Below are 17150 nucleotides of genomic sequence, written 5' to 3' on the forward strand. Positions count from 1 at the left end.
CACCACCCAGGCCGTCCGCGACTACCAGTCCTCGCGCGGACTGGGCAGCGACGGCATCGTCGGCCCCGCCACCTGGGGCGCCCTCCAGGCGGGGAGCCCGCGCGGTTCCGAGGACGGACACCCCCCGGCGCGGTCCCGACCCACCCCCGGCAGACAGCGCTACGCACGCCACGCAACCACCGCCACAGGCCGCCGCAGGCACGGCTAAGCGCGCCGCCGAGCCCGCCACACCAGGAACACAGCGGACGAGACAGCGGCCCCCCGCACGACCCAAGGCCAAGTAGCCCCGATGGCACCGCTCATCGCCCCGTCATCGATGTGCGCCCCCCACTGCCCCGCGGCCCGCCCCCAGAGCCACAACACCCCGCACGCCACAGCGGCCCCGGGCAACCCCATCACGGCCACCCGCATCTCGTTCCGACTGAGCCGCCGCGACAGATAGACGATCACCCACCCGAACGCGAGCGGTACGGGATTCCCCGTCACCGCCCCCGCGACCAGCAGTCCGGCGGCAAGCAACAACAGCGGACTGCCCCACCCCCGCAGAGACGGCACCCGGAAGCGCCGCTTGACGACCGCCGCCTCCTCCTCGACCGCCTCCTCCTCGACGGCCCCCTCAGCCGCGACCGCCGGAGGCCGCAGCACCTCCGCGATCTCGATCCCGCCCACGAACCCGGGCACCTCGTCCCCGAACGGCCCCCGCTCCCGCCACCAGTCGCTCCGCGCCCCCCGCTCGACGACACGCGGCTCCACGACACGCGGCTCCACGACCGGCGGGGACCCCGCCACCTCGGCCTCCGCCTCGACGTCCCGCTGCGCGGGCACCCCCGGCCCCGCCGCCGACACCACGTCGTCCGGGCTGCCCAACCGAGCGATGATCCGCCGCACGGCCGCCGGACTGTCCACCACGGCCCGCGCCCGACGCTCGTCGATCTCGTCCCTCAGCTGCGACACCAGCCGCATCCGCACCCCGGACGGAAGCTGCCGCTGCTGAGCCACGTCACCCACGCGGCTCAGGTACTCGTAGACGACCTTGTCGCTCTCGATCCCCACCCGGACGACGGTAGCGCAGCCCGCGTGGGAAGAGCGCGGCCCGCACCCGGGCCGTGGAGACGTTCCGATCCCCTCCCCCGCCCCCACACCCGCTACCGTTGACCGGATGAGCAGCCACGAGAAGCCGACCGAGAAGCCGACCGCGCCCCGGTCCCTCGCGGAGGCGCTCCGCTCGCGCGACGACACGGCCCTCGCCGCCCTCCTGCGCGGCCGTCCCGACCTCATCACCCCCGTCCCCACCGACCTCACCCAGCTGGCCACCCGCGCCGGCACCCGCGCCTCCGTCGTCCGGGCGCTGGAGCGGCTGGACCGCTTCGCGGTGCAGACGGCGCAGGCCCTGGCGGTCGCGTCGGACCCGGCGACGTACGACGAACTGCTCGGCCTGCTCGCGGGCGACGACCGGGACCCGGCGGTCACGGCCGCCCTGCCGCGCGCCCTGCACCTGCTCCGCGAACAGGCGCTGGTGTGGGGCGCCGACAACGCCCTCCGCCTGGTGCGCACCGCGCGTGAGCTGCTCTCGCCCACCCCGCAGCACCCGTCCCCGACGGGCCTCGGCCCGACCGTGCGGGAGGCGACGGCGGGCATGTCGCCGGGCCGCATCCAGGAGGTCGTCACGACGGCCGGGCTGCCGTCCACGCACGACTCGGTCTCCGCGGTCGCCGCGCTCACGGAGCTGTTCACGGACCGCGCCCGGATGACCGGCCTGCTCGCCGACGCCCCCGCCGAGTCGGTGGAGGTGCTGGACCGACTGGTGTGGGGCCCGCCGTACGGCCAGGTCACCGCGGACCCGGCGGCGCGGCTGCGCTGGCTGCTGGACCGCGGCCTGCTGCTGCCGACCGCGCCGGGGACGGTCGTACTCCCCCGCGAGGTGGCCCTCCACCTGCGCGCGGGCCGGGCGCACCGCGCGCCGGAGCCGACCCCGCCGCCGGTCACCACCGCCGCCACCCATCATCCACAGGTTGTGGACAGCACGGCGGCGGGCCAGGCGTACACCGCGCTGACGACCGTCGAGGAGCTGCTGAAGGACTGGGACGAGGGCGGCCCGACGGTCCTGCGGGCCGGTGGGCTGAGCGTGCGGGACCTCAAGCGCACGGCGGTCGCCCTGGACGTGTCCGAACCGGTCGCCGCGTTCTGGGTGGAGCTCGCCTACGCCGCCGGACTGCTGGCCCCCGACGGCGAGGCCGACGAGCGGTACGCGGCCACCCCCGCCTACGACGAGTGGCGGGAGCTGCCCCCCGCCGACCGCTGGGCGCGGCTGGCGGAGGCCTGGCTCACCGGGACCCGGACGGCGGGCCTGGTGGGCGGCCGGGACGCGAAGGACCGCGTGCTGTCGGCGCTGGGCCCCGGCCTGGACCGGTCCGCGGCGCTGGAGGTACGGCACCGGGTGCTGGACCTGCTCGCCGACCTCCCGGAGGGCGCCGCCCCGGCCCCCGAGTCCGTCCAGGCCCGGCTGCGCTGGGAACGCCCGCCCCGCGCCGGGGACGACCTGCGTGCCCGCCTCGCCGAGTGGACGCTGCACGAGGCGGAACAGCTCGGCGTCACCGGCCGCGGCGCGCTGTCCGCGCACGGCAGGGCGCTGCTGGGCGCGGACCCGAGACCGCCCCAGGCCCCCGCCGGGGCCGGACCGGGCGACAAGCTCCCGTTCCACCACCGCGCCACCCCGCCCCGCCCCACCCCCTCACCCCGGGAACAGGCCACCGCCACCGCGGCGGCCACCCGCCTGCTCACCCCGCTCCTCCCCGAACCCCTGGACCACGTCCTCCTCCAGGCCGACCTGACGGCCGTGGCGCCGGGCCCGCTGCGCCGCCCGCTCGCCGACATGCTCGGCGTCCTCGCGGACGTGGAGTCCAAGGGCGGGGCGACGGTCTACCGCTTCACCCCCGGCTCGGTACGCCGCGCCCTGGACGCGGGCCGCAGCGCCTCCGACCTGCACGCCTTCCTCGCCGCGCACTCACGGACGCCGGTACCGCAGCCGCTCGCCTACCTCATCGACGACGTGGCCCGCAGACACGGCCACCTCCGGGTGGGCGCCGCCTCGGCGTACGTGCGCTGCGACGACGACGCCCTGCTGAACGAGATCCTCGCCGACAAGCGCTCCGCCGGACTGCGGCTGCGCCGCCTCGCGCCGACCGTGCTGGCCGCGCAGAGCGACCCGGCGGCCCTGCTGGAGGGCCTGCGGGCGATGGGCCTGGCCCCGGCGGCCGAGTCCGCGGAGGGCGATGTGCTGATCACCCGCGCCCACGCCCACCGCACGCCCCCGCGCACGCCCCCGGAGCCGGTCCCGGACGGCCCGCCCACCCCGGACGCGACGCTGCTGACGGCGGCGATCCGCGCCATCCGCGCGGGCGACCTCGCCACCACGACCCCGCGCAAGCCGACCGCCGACACCCCGGCGACGACGGGCGGGGAGCTGCCCCGCACCGGCCCCGCGGAGACCCTCGCCACCGTGCAGGCGGCGGTGCTGACGGGCCAGACCCTGTGGATCGGCTACGTGAACGCCGAGGGCGCGGCGAGCCAGCGCGTCATCGCGCCCGTACGCGTCGAGGGCGGCTTCGTGACGGCGTACGACCACACCGCGGACGCGGTCCGCACCTATCCGCTGCACCGGATCACGGGGGTGGCGGAGCTGGCGGACGGGCAGGGCTGAGGCGGCTCGCCCGGGCGGGTGAGGGCGCGGATCCATGCACGCCACGCCGGACACTTCCCACCCATGAGCGAGCTTGCCCCGTGTCGGGCATCCGGCGCGGGGACGTGGGGCAGCCAGGCGGTGTGGGAGCGAACCCCCACCGAACCCCCCACCAGAGAGGAACCGCCATGCGCGCTGCCCGTCGAGTCGCCGCCGTAGCGACCGCCACCGCCGTACTGATCGGCGCCTTCGCCACCCAGGCCGCGGCCATCGGCGTCGACGTCGCCGGTCTGGTACTCGAGACGCCGCCGATCTGACGCCCCCCGCTGCACGGGCCGGACCGGTACGTCGCCCCACGACCGGCCCGGCCCACGGACCACCCCACCCCGAACCCGTGAGCACCCCGGACCCCGGAACACACCGAACCCGTGAGCACCCCGGGCCTTCGAAACGCACCGGCCCCGTGCACGCCCCGAACCCGTGAAAGGCCCTGCCGCCCCCCATGCGCGCCAAGCCCTCCCCCCACCGCCCCCGTTCCGCCTCCGCCTCCGCCTCCGCCCAGGTCCGTACCGCCGTGGCCGTGTCGGTCGCCGCGCTGGTCTCCGTCGCCGCGATGATCGCCGCGCTCGCCCCGGACGCCTCCGCCGCCCCGTCGCGCCCCCGGCCCGTAGCCGCCCCCCTGCCCGTAGCCGTCGAGCCGCTCGTCACGGAGGGGATCGTCGTGGAGGGCCCGCTGATCAACAACCTCACTCTGCCCACCCCGCGGTAGCCGCCCGCCGCGTCCGGTAGCTGTCGCCGTCGACGCGCACGGTCTCGGCGTGGTGGCGGCGCAGGGCGGGCGGCCCGCCCTGCGCGGGGAACAGACCTCGCCGAGGACCCGACGGGCGGTGGCGGTGGCTGACGCTGCTGCGGGTCGGCGGGTGGGCGCCCACGGACCCGGACACGTACCAGAGGATCGCCGCCGAGACGAGGAGCCCCATGGGTCGGTGGACGTCGGCGTCAGCCCTGGCTGGGCGAAGTCGTCTCGTCGGTTTCGCGCGATAGGCGAACATAGAGAGCGGCGCGCATCCCCGGCGCGCTGGCCGGGACGCCCTTCCGGCGTCGGGCACGGGGCATAGCCCGTGCTGTGACAGGCGTTGGTTCTGTCGTGAGACGACCTTATCTCCGGAGGTATGTGTGTCCTGCCTAATCGTCCAGTCCGACAAGACACTGCTCCTGGAAGTCGACCACGAGCGTGCCGACGACTGCCGCCGCGCCATCGCCCCGTTCGCCGAGCTGGAGCGGGCGCCCGAGCACATCCACACCTACCGCGTCACCCCGCTGGGCCTGTGGAACGCGCGCGCGGCCGGGCACGACGCCGAGCAGGTCGTGGACGCGCTGGTGCAGTTCAGCCGCTACCCCGTGCCGCACGCGCTGCTCGTCGACATCGCCGAGACGATGGACCGGTACGGCCGTCTCACCCTCAGCAAGCACCCCGCGCACGGCCTCGTCCTCACCACCACCGACCGCCCGGTCCTGGAGGAGGTGCTGCGCTCCAAGCGCATCGCCCCGCTGGTCGGCCACCGCATCGACCCGGACACGGTCGCCGTGCACCCCTCGGAGCGCGGGCAGATCAAGCAGACGCTGCTGAAGCTGGGCTGGCCCGCCGAGGACCTCGCCGGGTACGTCGACGGTGAGGCGCACCCCATCGACCTGGCGGAGGACGGCTGGGCGCTGCGCCCGTACCAGAAGCAGGCGGTGGAGAACTTCTGGCACGGCGGCTCCGGCGTCGTCGTCCTGCCCTGTGGCGCGGGCAAGACGCTGGTCGGGGCGGGGGCCATGGCGCAGGCCAGGTCGACGACGCTGATCCTGGTCACCAACACGGTCTCCGCCCGGCAGTGGAAGCACGAGCTGGTGAAGCGGACGTCGCTGACCGAGGACGAGATCGGCGAGTACAGCGGTACCCGCAAGGAGATCCGCCCGGTCACCATCGCCACGTACCAGGTGCTGACGACGCGGCGGAAGGGCGTCTACCCGCACCTGGAGCTCTTCGACTCCCGGGACTGGGGCCTGATCGTCTACGACGAGGTGCACCTGCTGCCCGCGCCCGTCTTCAAGTTCACCGCCGACCTCCAGGCCCGCCGCCGACTGGGCCTCACGGCCACCCTGGTCCGGGAGGACGGCCGGGAGTCGGACGTGTTCTCCCTCATCGGCCCCAAGCGGTTCGACGCGCCGTGGAAGGAGATCGAGGCTCAGGGCTACATCGCGCCCGCCGACTGCGTGGAGGTCCGCGTCAACCTCACCGACTCCGAGCGGCTCGCCTACGCGACCGCCGAGGCGGAGGAGAAGTACCGGTTCTGCGCGACGACCGACACCAAGCGGAAGGTGACGGAGGCGATCGTCCGCCGGTTCGCGGGCCAGCAGATCCTCGTCATCGGCCAGTACATCGACCAGCTCGACGAGCTGGGCGAGCACCTGAACGCCCCCGTCATCAAGGGCGAGACGACCAACGCCCAGCGGGAGAAGCTGTTCGAGGCGTTCCGGCAGGGCGAGATCAGCGTGCTGGTGGTGTCGAAGGTGGCGAACTTCTCCATCGACCTGCCGGAGGCGACGGTCGCCGTCCAGGTCTCCGGCACCTTCGGCTCCCGCCAGGAGGAGGCCCAGCGCCTCGGCCGCGTGCTGCGCCCGAAGGCCGACGGCCACCAGGCGCACTTCTACTCGGTCGTCGCCCGCGACACCATCGACCAGGACTTCGCCGCCCACCGGCAGCGCTTCCTCGCGGAACAGGGCTACGCCTACCGGATCATGGACGCGGACGAGCTGCTGGCGGAGAGCTGAGGAACTCCGGCTGAGGGGCCCGGCGTAATGCGTTGGCCGGGCCCCCTCCCGTTCCCCTAGGATCTCCGCTCTTGCCCGCCTCCCTTCACGGAGTGCCGCCGCCCGGACGGAAACCGGTCGGCAACCGGTTCCCAGTCACCCCGCAGGTCACCCGGAGGCACCCCCTTGTCCGCGTCCACCGCCGACCCCCTCGCGCGTGAGCGCGCGCACCTCACCGCGTCCCGCGCCGCCCTGCGTGCCATGCGGGAGGACGTCGAGTCCCTCGACCTCAGCAACTCCACCGCGAACTGGGTGGACGCGCAGATCCTGGCCCGCCACATCGACGAGCGGATCAAGGCGCTCGCCGACCTGAGCCACACCCCGCTGTTCTTCGGCCGCCTCGACTACCTGCACGCCCCCGGCGCCGACCTCGCGGAGGGCGCGGAGGGTGAGCGCTTCTATATCGGGCGGCGGCACGTCCACGACGCCGACGGCGACCCGATGGTGATCGACTGGCGGGCGCCGGTCTCGCAGCCGTTCTACCGGGCGTCGAAGAAGGACCCGATGGACGTCGGCCTGCGCCGCCGGTTCGGCTACACGGGCGGCGACCTGACGGCGTACGAGGACGAGCACCTGTCGGACCCGGCGGAGGCGGCGCGCTCCAGCAAGCTGCTCCAGCAGGAGATCGAGCGCCCGCGCGTGGGCCCGATGCGGGACATCGTGGCGACGATCCAGCCCGAGCAGGACGAGATCGTACGGTCCGGGCTGGGCGGCACGGTGTGTGTGCAGGGCGGCCCCGGCACCGGGAAGACGGCGGTCGGTCTGCACCGGGTCGCGTACCTGCTGTACGCCCACCGGGAGCGGCTGGCCCGGACCGGCACCCTCGTCGTCGGGCCGAACCGGTCCTTCCTGCACTACATCGAGCAGGTGCTGCCCGCCCTCGGCGAGCTGGCGGTCAAGCAGGCGACGGTCGACGACCTGGTGGCGCACGTGGAGGTGCGCGGCACGGACGACGCGACCGCCGCGGTCGTCAAGGGCGACGCCCGGATGGCGGAGGTGCTGCGCCGGGCGGTGTACGCGCACGTCACCATGCCCACGGAGCCGGTCGTGGTGGTGCGCGGGTCACGGCGCTGGCGTGTCCCGGCGTACGAACTGGAGGAGTTGGTGCGGGAGTTGCTGGAGCGGGGCATCCGCTACGGCGCCGCCCGCGAGGCCCTGCCGCAGCGCATCGCGCACGCCGTGCTGGTGCAGATGGAACGCTCCGGCGAGGCGCCCGACGACCGGGTGCAGGACGCGGTCGCCCGCAACAGCGCGGTGAAGGCGGCGGTGAAGGCGGTCTGGCCGCCGGTCGATCCGCAGAAGCTGGTGCTGCGGCTGCTGTCGGACGCGGACTTCCTCGCCGTACACGCGGAGGGGATCCTCACCGACGACGAGCGGAAAGCCGTCCTCTGGACCAGACCGGCGCGCTCCGTGAAGTCGGCGAAGTGGTCGGCGGCGGACGCGGTGCTGATCGACGAGGCGACCGACCTGGTGCGGCGCACCCACTCGCTCGGCCATGTCGTCCTGGACGAGGCGCAGGACCTGTCCCCCATGCAGTACCGGGCGGTCGGGCGCCGCTGCACGACCGGTTCCGCGACGGTCCTCGGCGACCTGGCGCAGGGCACCACGCCGTGGGCGACGCGCAGTTGGGCCGAGGCGCTGGCCCACCTGGGCAAGGCGGACGCGGCGGTGGAGGAGCTGACGGCGGGCTTCCGCGTGCCGACCGACGTGATCGCCTACGCCTCCCGGCTGCTGCCGCACATCGCGCCGGGGCTGACCCCGGTGGCGTCGGTGCGGGAGAACCCGGGGTCCTTCGAGATCCGCCCGGTGACCGGCGCGGGGGAGGTCGTCGCGGCCTGCGTCGACTCCCTGCGCGAGGAGGGCTCCATCGGTCTCATCGCCGCCGACGCCCGGATCCCCGCCCTCGCCGAGGCACTGGCGGCGGCCGGTCTGAGCCCGCTGGACCCCGGCGAGGAGACCACGCCGGAGCGCCGTCTCACACTGGTCCCGGCGTCGCTGGCGAAGGGCCTGGAGTACGACTACGTCGTCCTGGACGAACCCCGCGCCGTGGTCGACGGCGAACCGGACGAGCGCACGGGCCTGCGCCGCCTGTACGTCGCCCTGACCCGCGCGGTCTCCGGCCTGATCGTGACCCATACGGCAGCGCTGCCGACGCAGTTGGGGTGAGGCGGGGGCGGGGGCGGGGGGCCTGCGGCAGCCGGCCTGGGCCCGCCACCGCGAGCGGCGCCCGAGGCGGTTCCGGCGCGCCTGAGGCCGCCGCGGCGGGCCACCGCGGCCGATTCGGCCGACCCGCGGCCGTTTCAGTTGACCCGCGGCCGTTTCAGTTGACCCGCGGCCGCTACGGCTGGCCCGCGGCCGTTTCAGCTGACCCGCGGCCGCTACGGCTGGCCCGAGCCCCCGTTCATCAGGCGTCCAGCGCCTCGCGCCACTCGCGTACCGCCGTCGCGGACACCGGCCCCGACCAGCCGTCCGGCCGGGCCGCGCCGCCGATGTGGAAGGCGTCGATTCCGGCGGCGAGCAGGTCGGGGACGTGGTCGAGGCGGAGGCCGCCGCCGACGAGGATGCGGGGCTCGTAGCCCTGCTCCCCGCCCCGGCCCGCCTCGGCGAGCAGGGTGGGCAGGCCCTCGTCGACGCCGGTACCGGCGCCCGCCGTGAGGTAGGTGTCGAGGCCGGGGAGGCCGTCGAGCTGTTTGCGCAGGGCGTCCCGGTCGGCGGCCCGGTCGATGGCGCGGTGGAAGGTCCACCGGCAGCCGTCCAGCACGCCCACGACCCGCTCCACGGCGGCCAGGTCCACCCCGCCGTCGGAGTCGAGGAACCCGAGCACGAACTCGTCCGCGCCCGCCGTCTCCCGCAGTCGGCGGGCGGTGCCGGTCAGCCGCTCGACGTCCCCGGCGGCGAACCCGTCCGCCAGCCGCAGCATCACGCGCAGCGGGATGTCGACGGCGGCGCGGATCGCGGCGACGGTCCCGGCCGACGGGGTGAGTCCGTCGGCCGCCATGTCGGTGACCAGTTCGAGGCGGTCCGCGCCTCCGGCCTGGGCGGCGACCGCGTCCTCGGCGTCGAGGGCGATCACCTCCAGGAGCGCACGCGTGCTCATAGGACCCCTTCCCTTGGGTTTCCCCGGAGCGGCTACAGGTCTAGTCCAATCTCAGGGTACGCCGGGCCGGGCCCACGATCACATCGATGTTCGGCCGTCGCGTCGGTCACTCCTCAGCCGTAGATGTTCAGTTCCCCCTCCTTCACCCCCGCCAGCTCGAACCCCGCGCCCTCCGGAACCGGGCGCCCCGTGTAGAGGCGTACGAGGGTGGGGGCGTCGCCGATGTAGCGCGCCGGGGTGCGCTCACCGCCGCCGTCGCCGAGCAGCAGCGGCTCGTCCAGGTCGTCGAGGTCGGCGTGGAGCGGGAGGTGGCCGCGCTGCCGGGTCACCCGGGCCAGCAGCTCCAGCGCGTGCGGCAGCCCCGGCCCGCCGTACGCCTCCGGCAGCCCGAGCGCCTCGCGCACGTCACCGGCGTGCACCCACTCGCCGAGCGCCAGCGCGTCCAGGGGCCCCTTGCCGCGGGCGAGCACCGGGCCCACCTCGGTCATCCCGCGCTCCAGCTCGTCCAGCACCCGCGCGTGCGTCCAGTCGGCCCGCTCGGCGATGTCCCGGTCGTTGGACTCCGGGGAGAAGACGCCCTCCTCGAACCGCCGCTCCAGTACCCGCGTGAACGCCGCCGAGCAGTGCGCCAGCACATCCCGCACCGTCCACCCCGGGCACGCCGCCACCGGCAGCCCGAAGTCGGCCTCCGCCCGCCCCCGCAACACCGGCAGCAGCGCGTCCCGTTCGACGACCAGCAGCCGCCCCGGCAGCTCGGGATCCCGTCCGTTGTGCGCATCCTCAGTAGTCATGCAGCCCACGCTAGGCCCTGGCGGGAGGTCCACGGCCGCCGCGTCCGCGAGCCGGGGTCTCGTAGAGTGCCCACAATGGACCCCATGGCCGATGCCCCGGACACCCAGCGCGCCACGCCGCCCTCCCCCCGTCTCCTGCGCGCCCGTTTCGCCCGTGCCCTGGCGGGCGCCCGGGGTCCCGGGGACGACGCGCCCGACCCGGCGCCGTACGCGGACGACCTGCTCGCCCGCTGGGCCGAGCCGCAGCGCCGCTACCACACGCTGGCGCACCTCACGGCGGTCCTCGACCACATCGACGTCCTGGAGGAGTACGCGGCGGACCCGGACGTCGTGCGCCTGGCAGCCTGGTTCCACGACGCGGTCTACTTCCCCGACCGCTCCGAGAACGAGGAGCGCTCCGCGCGGCTGGCCGAGCGCGCGCTGCCGGAGGCCGGGGTGCCGGAGGCGAAGACGGCGGAGGTGGCGCGGCTGGTGAGGCTGACGGTGACCCACGACCCCGCGCCCGACGACCCGGACGGGCAGGTCCTGTGCGACGCCGACCTGGCGGTCCTCGCCGCCGCGCCGTCCGCGTACGCCGCCTACACGGCCGCCGTCCGCGAGGAGTACGGCTTCGTCCCGAACGACGCCTTCCGCGAGGGGCGTGCCGCCGTACTGCGCCAACTCCTCGCCCTGCCGCGCCTCTTCCGCACCCCGTACGGCGCCGAGCGCTGGGAGGCGACCGCCCGCCACAACCTCACCGGCGAGCTGGAAATGCTGTCGTCCCGAGGCCACCGGCGGGTCTAGCCTGCTCGACATGCGCATCACCGGTGGGGAACAGATACGGCAGGCCGTCGCGGACGCGGTGGCGGTACTCGGCACGGCGACGGACCGGGACTGGGAGGCCACCCGGGCGGGCTCGCTGGACTGGAGCTGCCGGGAGACGGCCACCCACGTCGCCAGCGACCTGATCTGCTACGCGGGCAACCTCGCCGGACGGGCGCGGACGGCGTACGTCCCCTTCGACATCACCGTCGACGGCGTGGGCAGCAGCATCGACCCCGCCGACAACGCCGGTCTGCTGCACGTCGTCGAGACCACCGGCGCCCTCTTCACCGCCACCCTCGACACCACCCCGCGGCACGTGCGCGCCTTCCACCCGTACCCCTTCCGCAGCGCGAACCGCGAGGGCTTCGCCGCGATGGGCGTCGCCGAGGTGCTGCTGCACACCCACGACATGGCGCTCGGGCTGGGCCTGGCCTACGAACCCTCCGCCGACCTGTGCCAGTTCGTGCTGACGCGGATCTTCCCCGAGGTCCGCCCGGGCCCCGACGCCTGGCGCACCCTGCTCTGGGCGACCGGACGCGGCGAGCTGCCCGGCCGCCCCCGGGTGACCGGGTGGCGGTGGAGCAACAACCTGGTCCTGCCCTCCGACCGCCTCACCCTGGAGGGCGCCACCCCGGCCGCCGCGGCCGACCTGGCGGCGGGCGGCGACGGCGGCTTCGAGTGGATCGAGGGCGGCCCTGTCGACGGCACCCGCGAGGGCGCCGGGTTGCTGGTGAAGCAGTACGAGGCGGGCACGCACCGCCCGGAGTGGGGCATGTACGTCCTCGTCCGCGACGCCGACCACCGCGCGGTCGGCGCCATGGGCTTCCACGGGGTCCCCGACGAGGACGGCCGCGTGGAGATCGGCTACGACCTCGTCGGCCCGGCCCGCGGCCACGGCTACGCCACCGAGGCCCTGCGCGCCCTGTCGGCGTGGGCGCTGGCCCGGGAGGAGGTCGAGACGGTCTTCGCGACGGTGGAACCGGCCAACGCCCCGTCCCAGGCGGTCCTGACGCGCGCCGGTTTCACGCGGGCCAGCACGGCGGGGGACGACGGTGAGCTCCACGCCTACGAACTGCGCGCCGACGGCTCCCGTTGAGCCGTGACCGCACTCCCCGACCCCAGGGCGTGCCAGGCGTCGGGCGGCAGCCGGGACGCGCGCCACACGTCCTAGGCGCTCCGCCCCTTGGGTCTGCGCAGCCCCGCCTCGGTGAGCAGCCGCACGATCTCGCGGCTGCTCACCTCGACCGCGCCGGCGGCCACGGCGTCCGCGTACCGGTGTGACGGGAGGTCGTAGTGGTCGCGTTCGAAGGCGCGCCGGGGGACGCCCAACCGGTCGGCGAACGCGTGCAGTTCCTCGAACGACCGGTCGCTGACGAGGTGCGACCACACCCGGCCGTGGCCCGGCCAGACGGGCGGGTCGATGTAGACCGTCATGAGACGGACGTACCGGAGGCCCCGCCCAGGGAGCCGACCGCGGCGACCCGCACGCCCGCCTGGTGGCAGACCCAGTGCGGGTCGGGACCGAGTTCGGGCTCGACCTCCAGGGCGTGCGGATCGCCGGTGCCGCACACCGGGCAGAGCGGCCAGCGCCCGTACCGCTCCAGCAGGGCGTCCTGCACGTCCTGCGCGACCAGCCCGGCGAGGAACTCGGCGCCGTCCGGCCACTGCTCGACCCACCAGCGGCGCTGCGCGACGGACTCCTCCACCAGCGACACCACGTCCGCCTCCGTCGCCTCACGCGCCACCAGATCGGCGAGTACCAGGGCGCGGGCGGCGTGCAGGGCTTGTTCGAGGGTGCTGGCGGGGTGGTCCATGCCCCCATTGTGCGCACTCTTGACCAGCCGGCCGAACTGAAAATACCTTTCAACAGTGACCCGGAATGTGAAGGAAACTTTCGAGGACACGGTCCGGGCCGGAAAGGCCCCGACCGCCTCCCCGGCCCCGACCGCCGCTTCGGCCGCCGCCCTGGCCGTCTCGCCCCCCGCCCCCGCCGCCCTCGCCGCCAAAGTACGCACCCTCGCCCCCTCGATGACCCGCTCCATGCAGCGCGTCGCCGAGGCCGTGGCACACGACCCGGCGGGCTGCGCGGCCCTCACGGTCACCGGTCTCGCCGAGCTGACCGGCACCAGCGAGGCCACCGTCGTCCGCACCGCCCGGCTCCTGGGCTACCCCGGCTACCGCGACCTGCGCCTCGCCCTCGCGGGCCTCGCCGCCCAGCAGCAGTCCGGCCGCGCGCCCGCCATCACCACCGACATCGCGGTGGACGACCCCATCGCCGACGTCGTGGCGAAACTGGCCTACGACGAGCAGCAGACCCTCGCCGACACCGCCGCCGGGCTCGACACCGCCCAGCTCGGCGCCGCCGTCGCCGCCCTCGCCGCCGCCCGCCGCACCGACGTGTACGGCATCGGCGCGTCCGGCCTGGTCGCGCAGGACCTCACCCAGAAGCTGCTGCGCATCGGCCTGATAGCGCACGCGCACAGCGATCCGCACCTCGCCGTGACCAACGCCGTCCAACTGCGCGCCGGGGACGTGGCGATCGCGATCACCCACTCCGGTTCCACGGGCGACGTCATCGAACCACTGCGCGTCGCCTTCGACCACGGCGCCACGACGATCGCCATCACCGGCCGCCCGGCCTCGCCGGTCACCCAGTACGCCGACCAGGTCCTGACGACGGCCACCTCCCGCGAGACGGAACTGCGCCCGGCCGCGATGTCGTCCCGCACGAGCCAGCTCCTGGTCGTGGACTGCCTGTTCGTGGGCGTCGCCCAGCGCACCTACGAAACGGCCGCCCCCGCCCTGTCGGCGTCCTACGAGGCGCTGGCCCACCGCCACCGGAGCACTCCGCGCGGCTGACCCCGTGGCCCCGCACCGCCCTCGGCGTTGGAGCTTCGGCGCCCGTTGGCGCCTGGAGCCTCCATGCCCCGGGCGTTGAGGCTCCACCACCGCCTGGCGGTACGGCTTCACCGCCCCTGGCGTTGAGGCTCCACCACCGCCTGACGGTACGGCTTCACCACCCCCGACGTTGAGACTTCACCGCCCCCCCCGCCGATGAAGAGAGCCGCCTCTCCATGACCTCCTCGACCTCCGACCCCCGCGACCTGCGCGCCCAGTTGGAGACCCTGACCACCGAGGCCTTCCGGCCCGACCTCGCGGACATCGACCGCCTGCCCACCCTGGACCTGGCCCGCCTGATGAACGCCGAGGACGCCACGGTCCCGGCGGCCGTGTCCCGGCGCCTGCCGGAGATCGCCGCCGCGATCGACGCCGTGGCGGAGCGGATGGCGAGGGGCGGGCGCCTGGTCTACGCGGGCGCGGGCACGGCGGGCCGCCTGGGTGTGCTGGACGCCTCGGAGTGCCCGCCCACCTTCAACACCGACGCCGGGCAGGTCGTCGGCCTCATCGCGGGTGGCCCGACGGCGATGGTCACGTCCTCCGAGGGCGCCGAGGACTCCCCCGACCTGGCCGCCGCCGACCTCACGGCCCTCGCGCTCACCTCCGACGACACGGTGGTGGGCGTCTCGGCGTCCGGCCGCACCCCGTACGCCGTCGGCGCGGTACGGCACGCGCGCGTGCGGGGGGCGCTGACGATCGGCCTCGCCTGCAACGAGAACAGCGCGCTGGCGTCCGCCGCGGACCACGGCATCGAGATCGTGACCGGCCCGGAACTCCTCTCCGGGTCCACCCGTCTGAAGGCGGGCACGGCCCAGAAACTCGTCCTGAACATGATCTCCACGCTCACGATGATGCGCCTGGGCAAGACCTACGGAAACCTCATGGTCGACGTCCGCGCCTCCAACGCCAAGCTCCGCGCCCGCTCCCACCGCATCGTCGCCCAGGCGACCGGCGCCGACGACGCGGAGATCGAGGCGGCCCTGACGGCGACCAACGGCGAGACCAAGAACGCGATCCTGACCCTCCTGGCCGGAGTGGACGCCCCCACGGCGGCCCGCCTGCTGCACACCTCCGGGGGCCGCCTGCGTACGGCACTGGAGGCGGCGGCGACGGGACGTTGAGGGCGTGTGCGCCGCGGTGCCTCGCGGGGGGCTCACCCGCGTACTCACGCCTGCCTGCCGAAGAGGCGACGGCGTGGATGAGTAGACGTACTCAGGCCCCGGCAACCCCCCGAGCCACACCATGGACCCAGTGAACGGCAGGGGGGCAGGGCGCCCTGAGGCTCACTCACCTCGACTCGGCTTCCTCACCCACGGGGGTTCCCATGTCCGCACGTCTGCTGCTCTCCTCGCTCGCCGGTGTCGCCGTTCTGGGCGGTGGGGCGGTCGCCGCCTTCGCCCTGGTCGGCACCGCCGACGCCGCCCCCGCGCGGCCGACGGTCGACGAGGCCGAGGCCACCTCGGTGGTGCTGGGGGTCCCCGGGGAGGCCTTCACCTTCACCACGACCGTGACCGACGACTCCGGCGTCAGGAGCGTGCGGGTGCTGCCCTGGCCGGAGAACTCGAAGCTCGACCCCACGGCGGACGAGATGGAGTTCGCGGAGACGGCCACCTGCGAGGCGACCTCGGCGACGACCTCGGTGTGCACGTACACCGCGCCGATCGACGCCGGGCGGGACGCCGCCACCATGCCGACCGGTGTCTGGAACACGGCGGTCCTCGTCACCGCGGAGGACGGGGACACGACCTTCTCCGCCGACGCGACGACGTTCGACGTGACCCGTTGAGCCCCACCAGGGCGCAATGAGGCCAGGATCTGACCTACTCGCCTTCTACCGTGAGGACTCGAACGACGGAAGAACACCACCCCGGAGGACGAGACCATGACCAGCCCCCTCACGACCGAGCGCGCCGACCTGCTGGAGACCCTCGGCAAGCACCGCGGCTTCCTCCGCTTCACCACCCGTGACCTCACCGACGAACAGGCCGGGAAGCAGACCACCGCGAGCGCGCTGTGCCTCGGTGGACTGATCAAGCACGTGGCGTCGATGGAGCGGGGCTGGGCCGACTTCATCGTGAACGGCCCGGCCGCGCTGGGCGACTTCGACGCGATGACCGAGGCCGACTTCGCCCGGCGCGCCGACGAGTTCCGGATGCTGCCCGGCGACACGCTCGCCGGTGTGCTCGCGGAGTACGCCGAGGTGGCCCGCAGGACGGACGAGCTGGTCGCCGGCCTGCCCGACCTCGACGCCTCCCACCCGCTCCCGAAGGCGCCGTGGTTCGACGCCGAAACCGAGTGGTCGGCGCGCAGGGTGCTGCTGCACGTCATCGCCGAGACCGCGCAGCACGCGGGGCACGCCGACATCATCCGGGAGTCCCTCGACGGGGCGAAGACGATGGGCTGACGCCGGCCCGGGGCGCGCGGTGTGACCATGGGGGCATGAACCACGCCCAGCTGACCACCCTAGGCCGCGCCCTGCGCCTCCTCGGCGAGCACGGTGAGGCGCTCACCGGTGACACCCCGGACGCCAAGCTGCACGAGGTCAAGGCGGATCTGAAGCGCGCGCTGGATCTGCTGGACGAGAGCGCCACGGGCGCCGCGCCCAGCACGCGGTGTGCCGAGCACCCGACGGGGCCGGTCGACGAGAGCGCCCCCGACCTGTGCCTGCTGTGCGAGACGCGGCGCCGCGCGGCCCGCCGGGCGGAGTTCAACGGCCCGGCGAGCCCGCACCGGCCCACCGGGAACGCGCCCTCGCGGTACGGCGTCCGCGCCGACCGTCCGCAGCCCCAGCAGCGCTGGCTGCCGGAGCTGTGGAACGGGCAGGAGTGGCAGCTGTGCGGTACGCCGCGCCGGGACCGCCGGGAGGCCGAGCTGTACCTGGCGGCGCAGCGGCGCGGCTCCCGGCCCGCGATGGCGTACCGGCTCGTGCACGAGTTCACCGACTACGAGGTGCTGCGGGTGTGGGGCACCCCGGTGCGCGTCGACATCGAGCCGATGGGGAACGTGTAGCCGGACCCGTGGCCCG

At 74.7% G+C, this 17150-nt stretch carries 19 protein-coding genes; 13 read left to right on the plus strand and 6 right to left on the minus strand.

Annotation, left to right across the window (positions count from 1 at the left end; translation table 11 throughout):
- Window positions 1-208, plus strand: a 208-nt coding sequence (locus ABZ659_RS26385) for a peptidoglycan-binding domain-containing protein (RefSeq protein ID WP_360224572.1), incomplete at its 5' end; no start/stop codon positions are given.
- Here the strand turns inward: ABZ659_RS26385 and ABZ659_RS26390 are convergent.
- On the minus strand, window positions 205-1053 hold the full coding sequence (locus ABZ659_RS26390; protein ID WP_360224574.1) for a hypothetical protein: 849 nt from the start codon (window positions 1051-1053) through the stop codon (window positions 205-207). The genes ABZ659_RS26385 and ABZ659_RS26390 overlap by 4 nt on opposite strands.
- Before the next feature lie 106 nt (window positions 1054-1159).
- Between ABZ659_RS26390 and ABZ659_RS26395 the strand changes: the two genes are divergently transcribed.
- The 3 genes from ABZ659_RS26395 to ABZ659_RS26405 all read left to right on the plus strand — a co-directional run bounded on the left by ABZ659_RS26395 (window position 1160) and on the right by ABZ659_RS26405 (window position 4448).
- A complete protein-coding gene (locus ABZ659_RS26395; protein WP_360224576.1) occupies window positions 1160-3700 on the plus strand; it encodes a helicase C-terminal domain-containing protein in 2541 nt (846 codons plus the stop codon).
- A 167-nt stretch (window positions 3701-3867) separates the two neighbouring features.
- A complete protein-coding gene (locus tag ABZ659_RS26400; protein ID WP_360224578.1) occupies window positions 3868-3996 on the plus strand; it encodes a hypothetical protein in 129 nt (42 codons plus the stop codon).
- A gap of 185 nt (window positions 3997-4181) precedes the next feature.
- Window positions 4182-4448 (plus strand): hypothetical protein, encoded by a 267-nt coding sequence (locus ABZ659_RS26405; RefSeq protein ID WP_360224580.1) that lies wholly within the window; start codon window positions 4182-4184, stop codon window positions 4446-4448.
- Here ABZ659_RS26405 and ABZ659_RS26410 read toward each other — a convergent pair.
- Window positions 4426-4659, minus strand: a complete 234-nt coding sequence (locus tag ABZ659_RS26410) for a hypothetical protein (RefSeq protein WP_360224582.1) — start codon at window positions 4657-4659, stop codon at window positions 4426-4428. The genes ABZ659_RS26405 and ABZ659_RS26410 overlap by 23 nt on opposite strands.
- Window positions 4660-4855: 196 nt before the next feature.
- On the opposite strand from ABZ659_RS26410, the gene ABZ659_RS26415 reads away from it, so the two are divergent.
- On the plus strand, window positions 4856-6496 hold the full coding sequence (locus ABZ659_RS26415) for a DNA repair helicase XPB (RefSeq protein WP_360224584.1): 1641 nt from the start codon (window positions 4856-4858) through the stop codon (window positions 6494-6496).
- A gap of 240 nt (window positions 6497-6736) precedes the next feature.
- Entirely contained in the window at window positions 6737-8701 is a 1965-nt protein-coding gene (locus tag ABZ659_RS26420; RefSeq protein WP_360224740.1) for a UvrD-helicase domain-containing protein, read from the plus strand.
- A 238-nt stretch (window positions 8702-8939) separates the two neighbouring features.
- Here the strand turns inward: ABZ659_RS26420 and ABZ659_RS26425 are convergent, their stop codons facing one another.
- Window positions 8940-9632: a copper homeostasis protein CutC gene (locus tag ABZ659_RS26425; protein ID WP_360224586.1), complete on the minus strand. Its 693-nt coding sequence runs from the start codon at window positions 9630-9632 to the stop codon at window positions 8940-8942.
- Between the two features lie 113 nt (window positions 9633-9745).
- Entirely contained in the window at window positions 9746-10423 is a 678-nt protein-coding gene (locus ABZ659_RS26430) for a maleylpyruvate isomerase family mycothiol-dependent enzyme (RefSeq protein WP_360224588.1), read from the minus strand.
- An 84-nt stretch (window positions 10424-10507) separates the two neighbouring features.
- Here ABZ659_RS26430 and ABZ659_RS26435 point away from each other — a divergent pair, with 84 nt between their 5' ends.
- Window positions 10508-11206, plus strand: a complete 699-nt coding sequence (locus tag ABZ659_RS26435; protein ID WP_360224590.1) for a hypothetical protein — start codon at window positions 10508-10510, stop codon at window positions 11204-11206.
- A gap of 34 nt (window positions 11207-11240) precedes the next feature.
- Window positions 11241-12323, plus strand: a complete 1083-nt coding sequence (locus tag ABZ659_RS26440) for a GNAT family N-acetyltransferase (RefSeq protein WP_360224742.1) — start codon at window positions 11241-11243, stop codon at window positions 12321-12323.
- Window positions 12324-12394: 71 nt separating this feature from the next.
- On the opposite strand, the gene ABZ659_RS26445 is transcribed toward ABZ659_RS26440, so the two are convergent.
- Both ABZ659_RS26445 and ABZ659_RS26450 read right to left on the minus strand, forming a co-directional pair.
- The gene (locus tag ABZ659_RS26445) at window positions 12395-12661 is read right to left on the minus strand and encodes a DUF4031 domain-containing protein (RefSeq protein ID WP_360224592.1); all 267 of its coding nucleotides are present in this window, start codon (window positions 12659-12661) and stop codon (window positions 12395-12397) included.
- On the minus strand, window positions 12658-13041 hold the full coding sequence (locus ABZ659_RS26450) for a hypothetical protein (RefSeq protein ID WP_360224594.1): 384 nt from the start codon (window positions 13039-13041) through the stop codon (window positions 12658-12660). Before ABZ659_RS26450 ends, ABZ659_RS26445 begins: the two co-directional genes overlap by 4 nt.
- A gap of 151 nt (window positions 13042-13192) precedes the next feature.
- Here ABZ659_RS26450 and ABZ659_RS26455 point away from each other — a divergent pair, with 151 nt between their 5' ends.
- The 5 genes from ABZ659_RS26455 to ABZ659_RS26475 all read left to right on the plus strand — a co-directional run bounded on the left by ABZ659_RS26455 (window position 13193) and on the right by ABZ659_RS26475 (window position 17134).
- Window positions 13193-14086 carry a MurR/RpiR family transcriptional regulator gene (locus tag ABZ659_RS26455; RefSeq protein ID WP_360224744.1) on the plus strand — a complete coding sequence of 298 codons (894 nt, stop codon included), beginning with the start codon at window positions 13193-13195 and terminating at the stop codon, window positions 14084-14086.
- A 215-nt stretch (window positions 14087-14301) separates the two neighbouring features.
- On the plus strand, window positions 14302-15246 hold the full coding sequence (gene murQ / locus ABZ659_RS26460) for an N-acetylmuramic acid 6-phosphate etherase (protein ID WP_360224596.1): 945 nt from the start codon (window positions 14302-14304) through the stop codon (window positions 15244-15246).
- Window positions 15247-15449: 203 nt separating this feature from the next.
- Window positions 15450-15911 carry a DUF5707 domain-containing protein gene (locus ABZ659_RS26465; RefSeq protein WP_360224598.1) on the plus strand — a complete coding sequence of 154 codons (462 nt, stop codon included), beginning with the start codon at window positions 15450-15452 and terminating at the stop codon, window positions 15909-15911.
- A 96-nt stretch (window positions 15912-16007) separates the two neighbouring features.
- The gene (locus ABZ659_RS26470; protein WP_360224599.1) at window positions 16008-16529 is read left to right on the plus strand and encodes a DinB family protein; all 522 of its coding nucleotides are present in this window, start codon (window positions 16008-16010) and stop codon (window positions 16527-16529) included.
- A gap of 35 nt (window positions 16530-16564) precedes the next feature.
- Complete coding sequence (locus ABZ659_RS26475; protein WP_360224601.1) at window positions 16565-17134, plus strand: hypothetical protein; 570 nt, start codon at window positions 16565-16567, stop codon at window positions 17132-17134.
- Window positions 17135-17150 lie beyond the last annotated feature (16 nt).

The sequence above is a fragment of the Streptomyces sp. NPDC006997 genome, from assembly GCF_040635175.1.
In the GTDB taxonomy this organism is placed as follows: domain Bacteria; phylum Actinomycetota; class Actinomycetes; order Streptomycetales; family Streptomycetaceae; genus Streptomyces.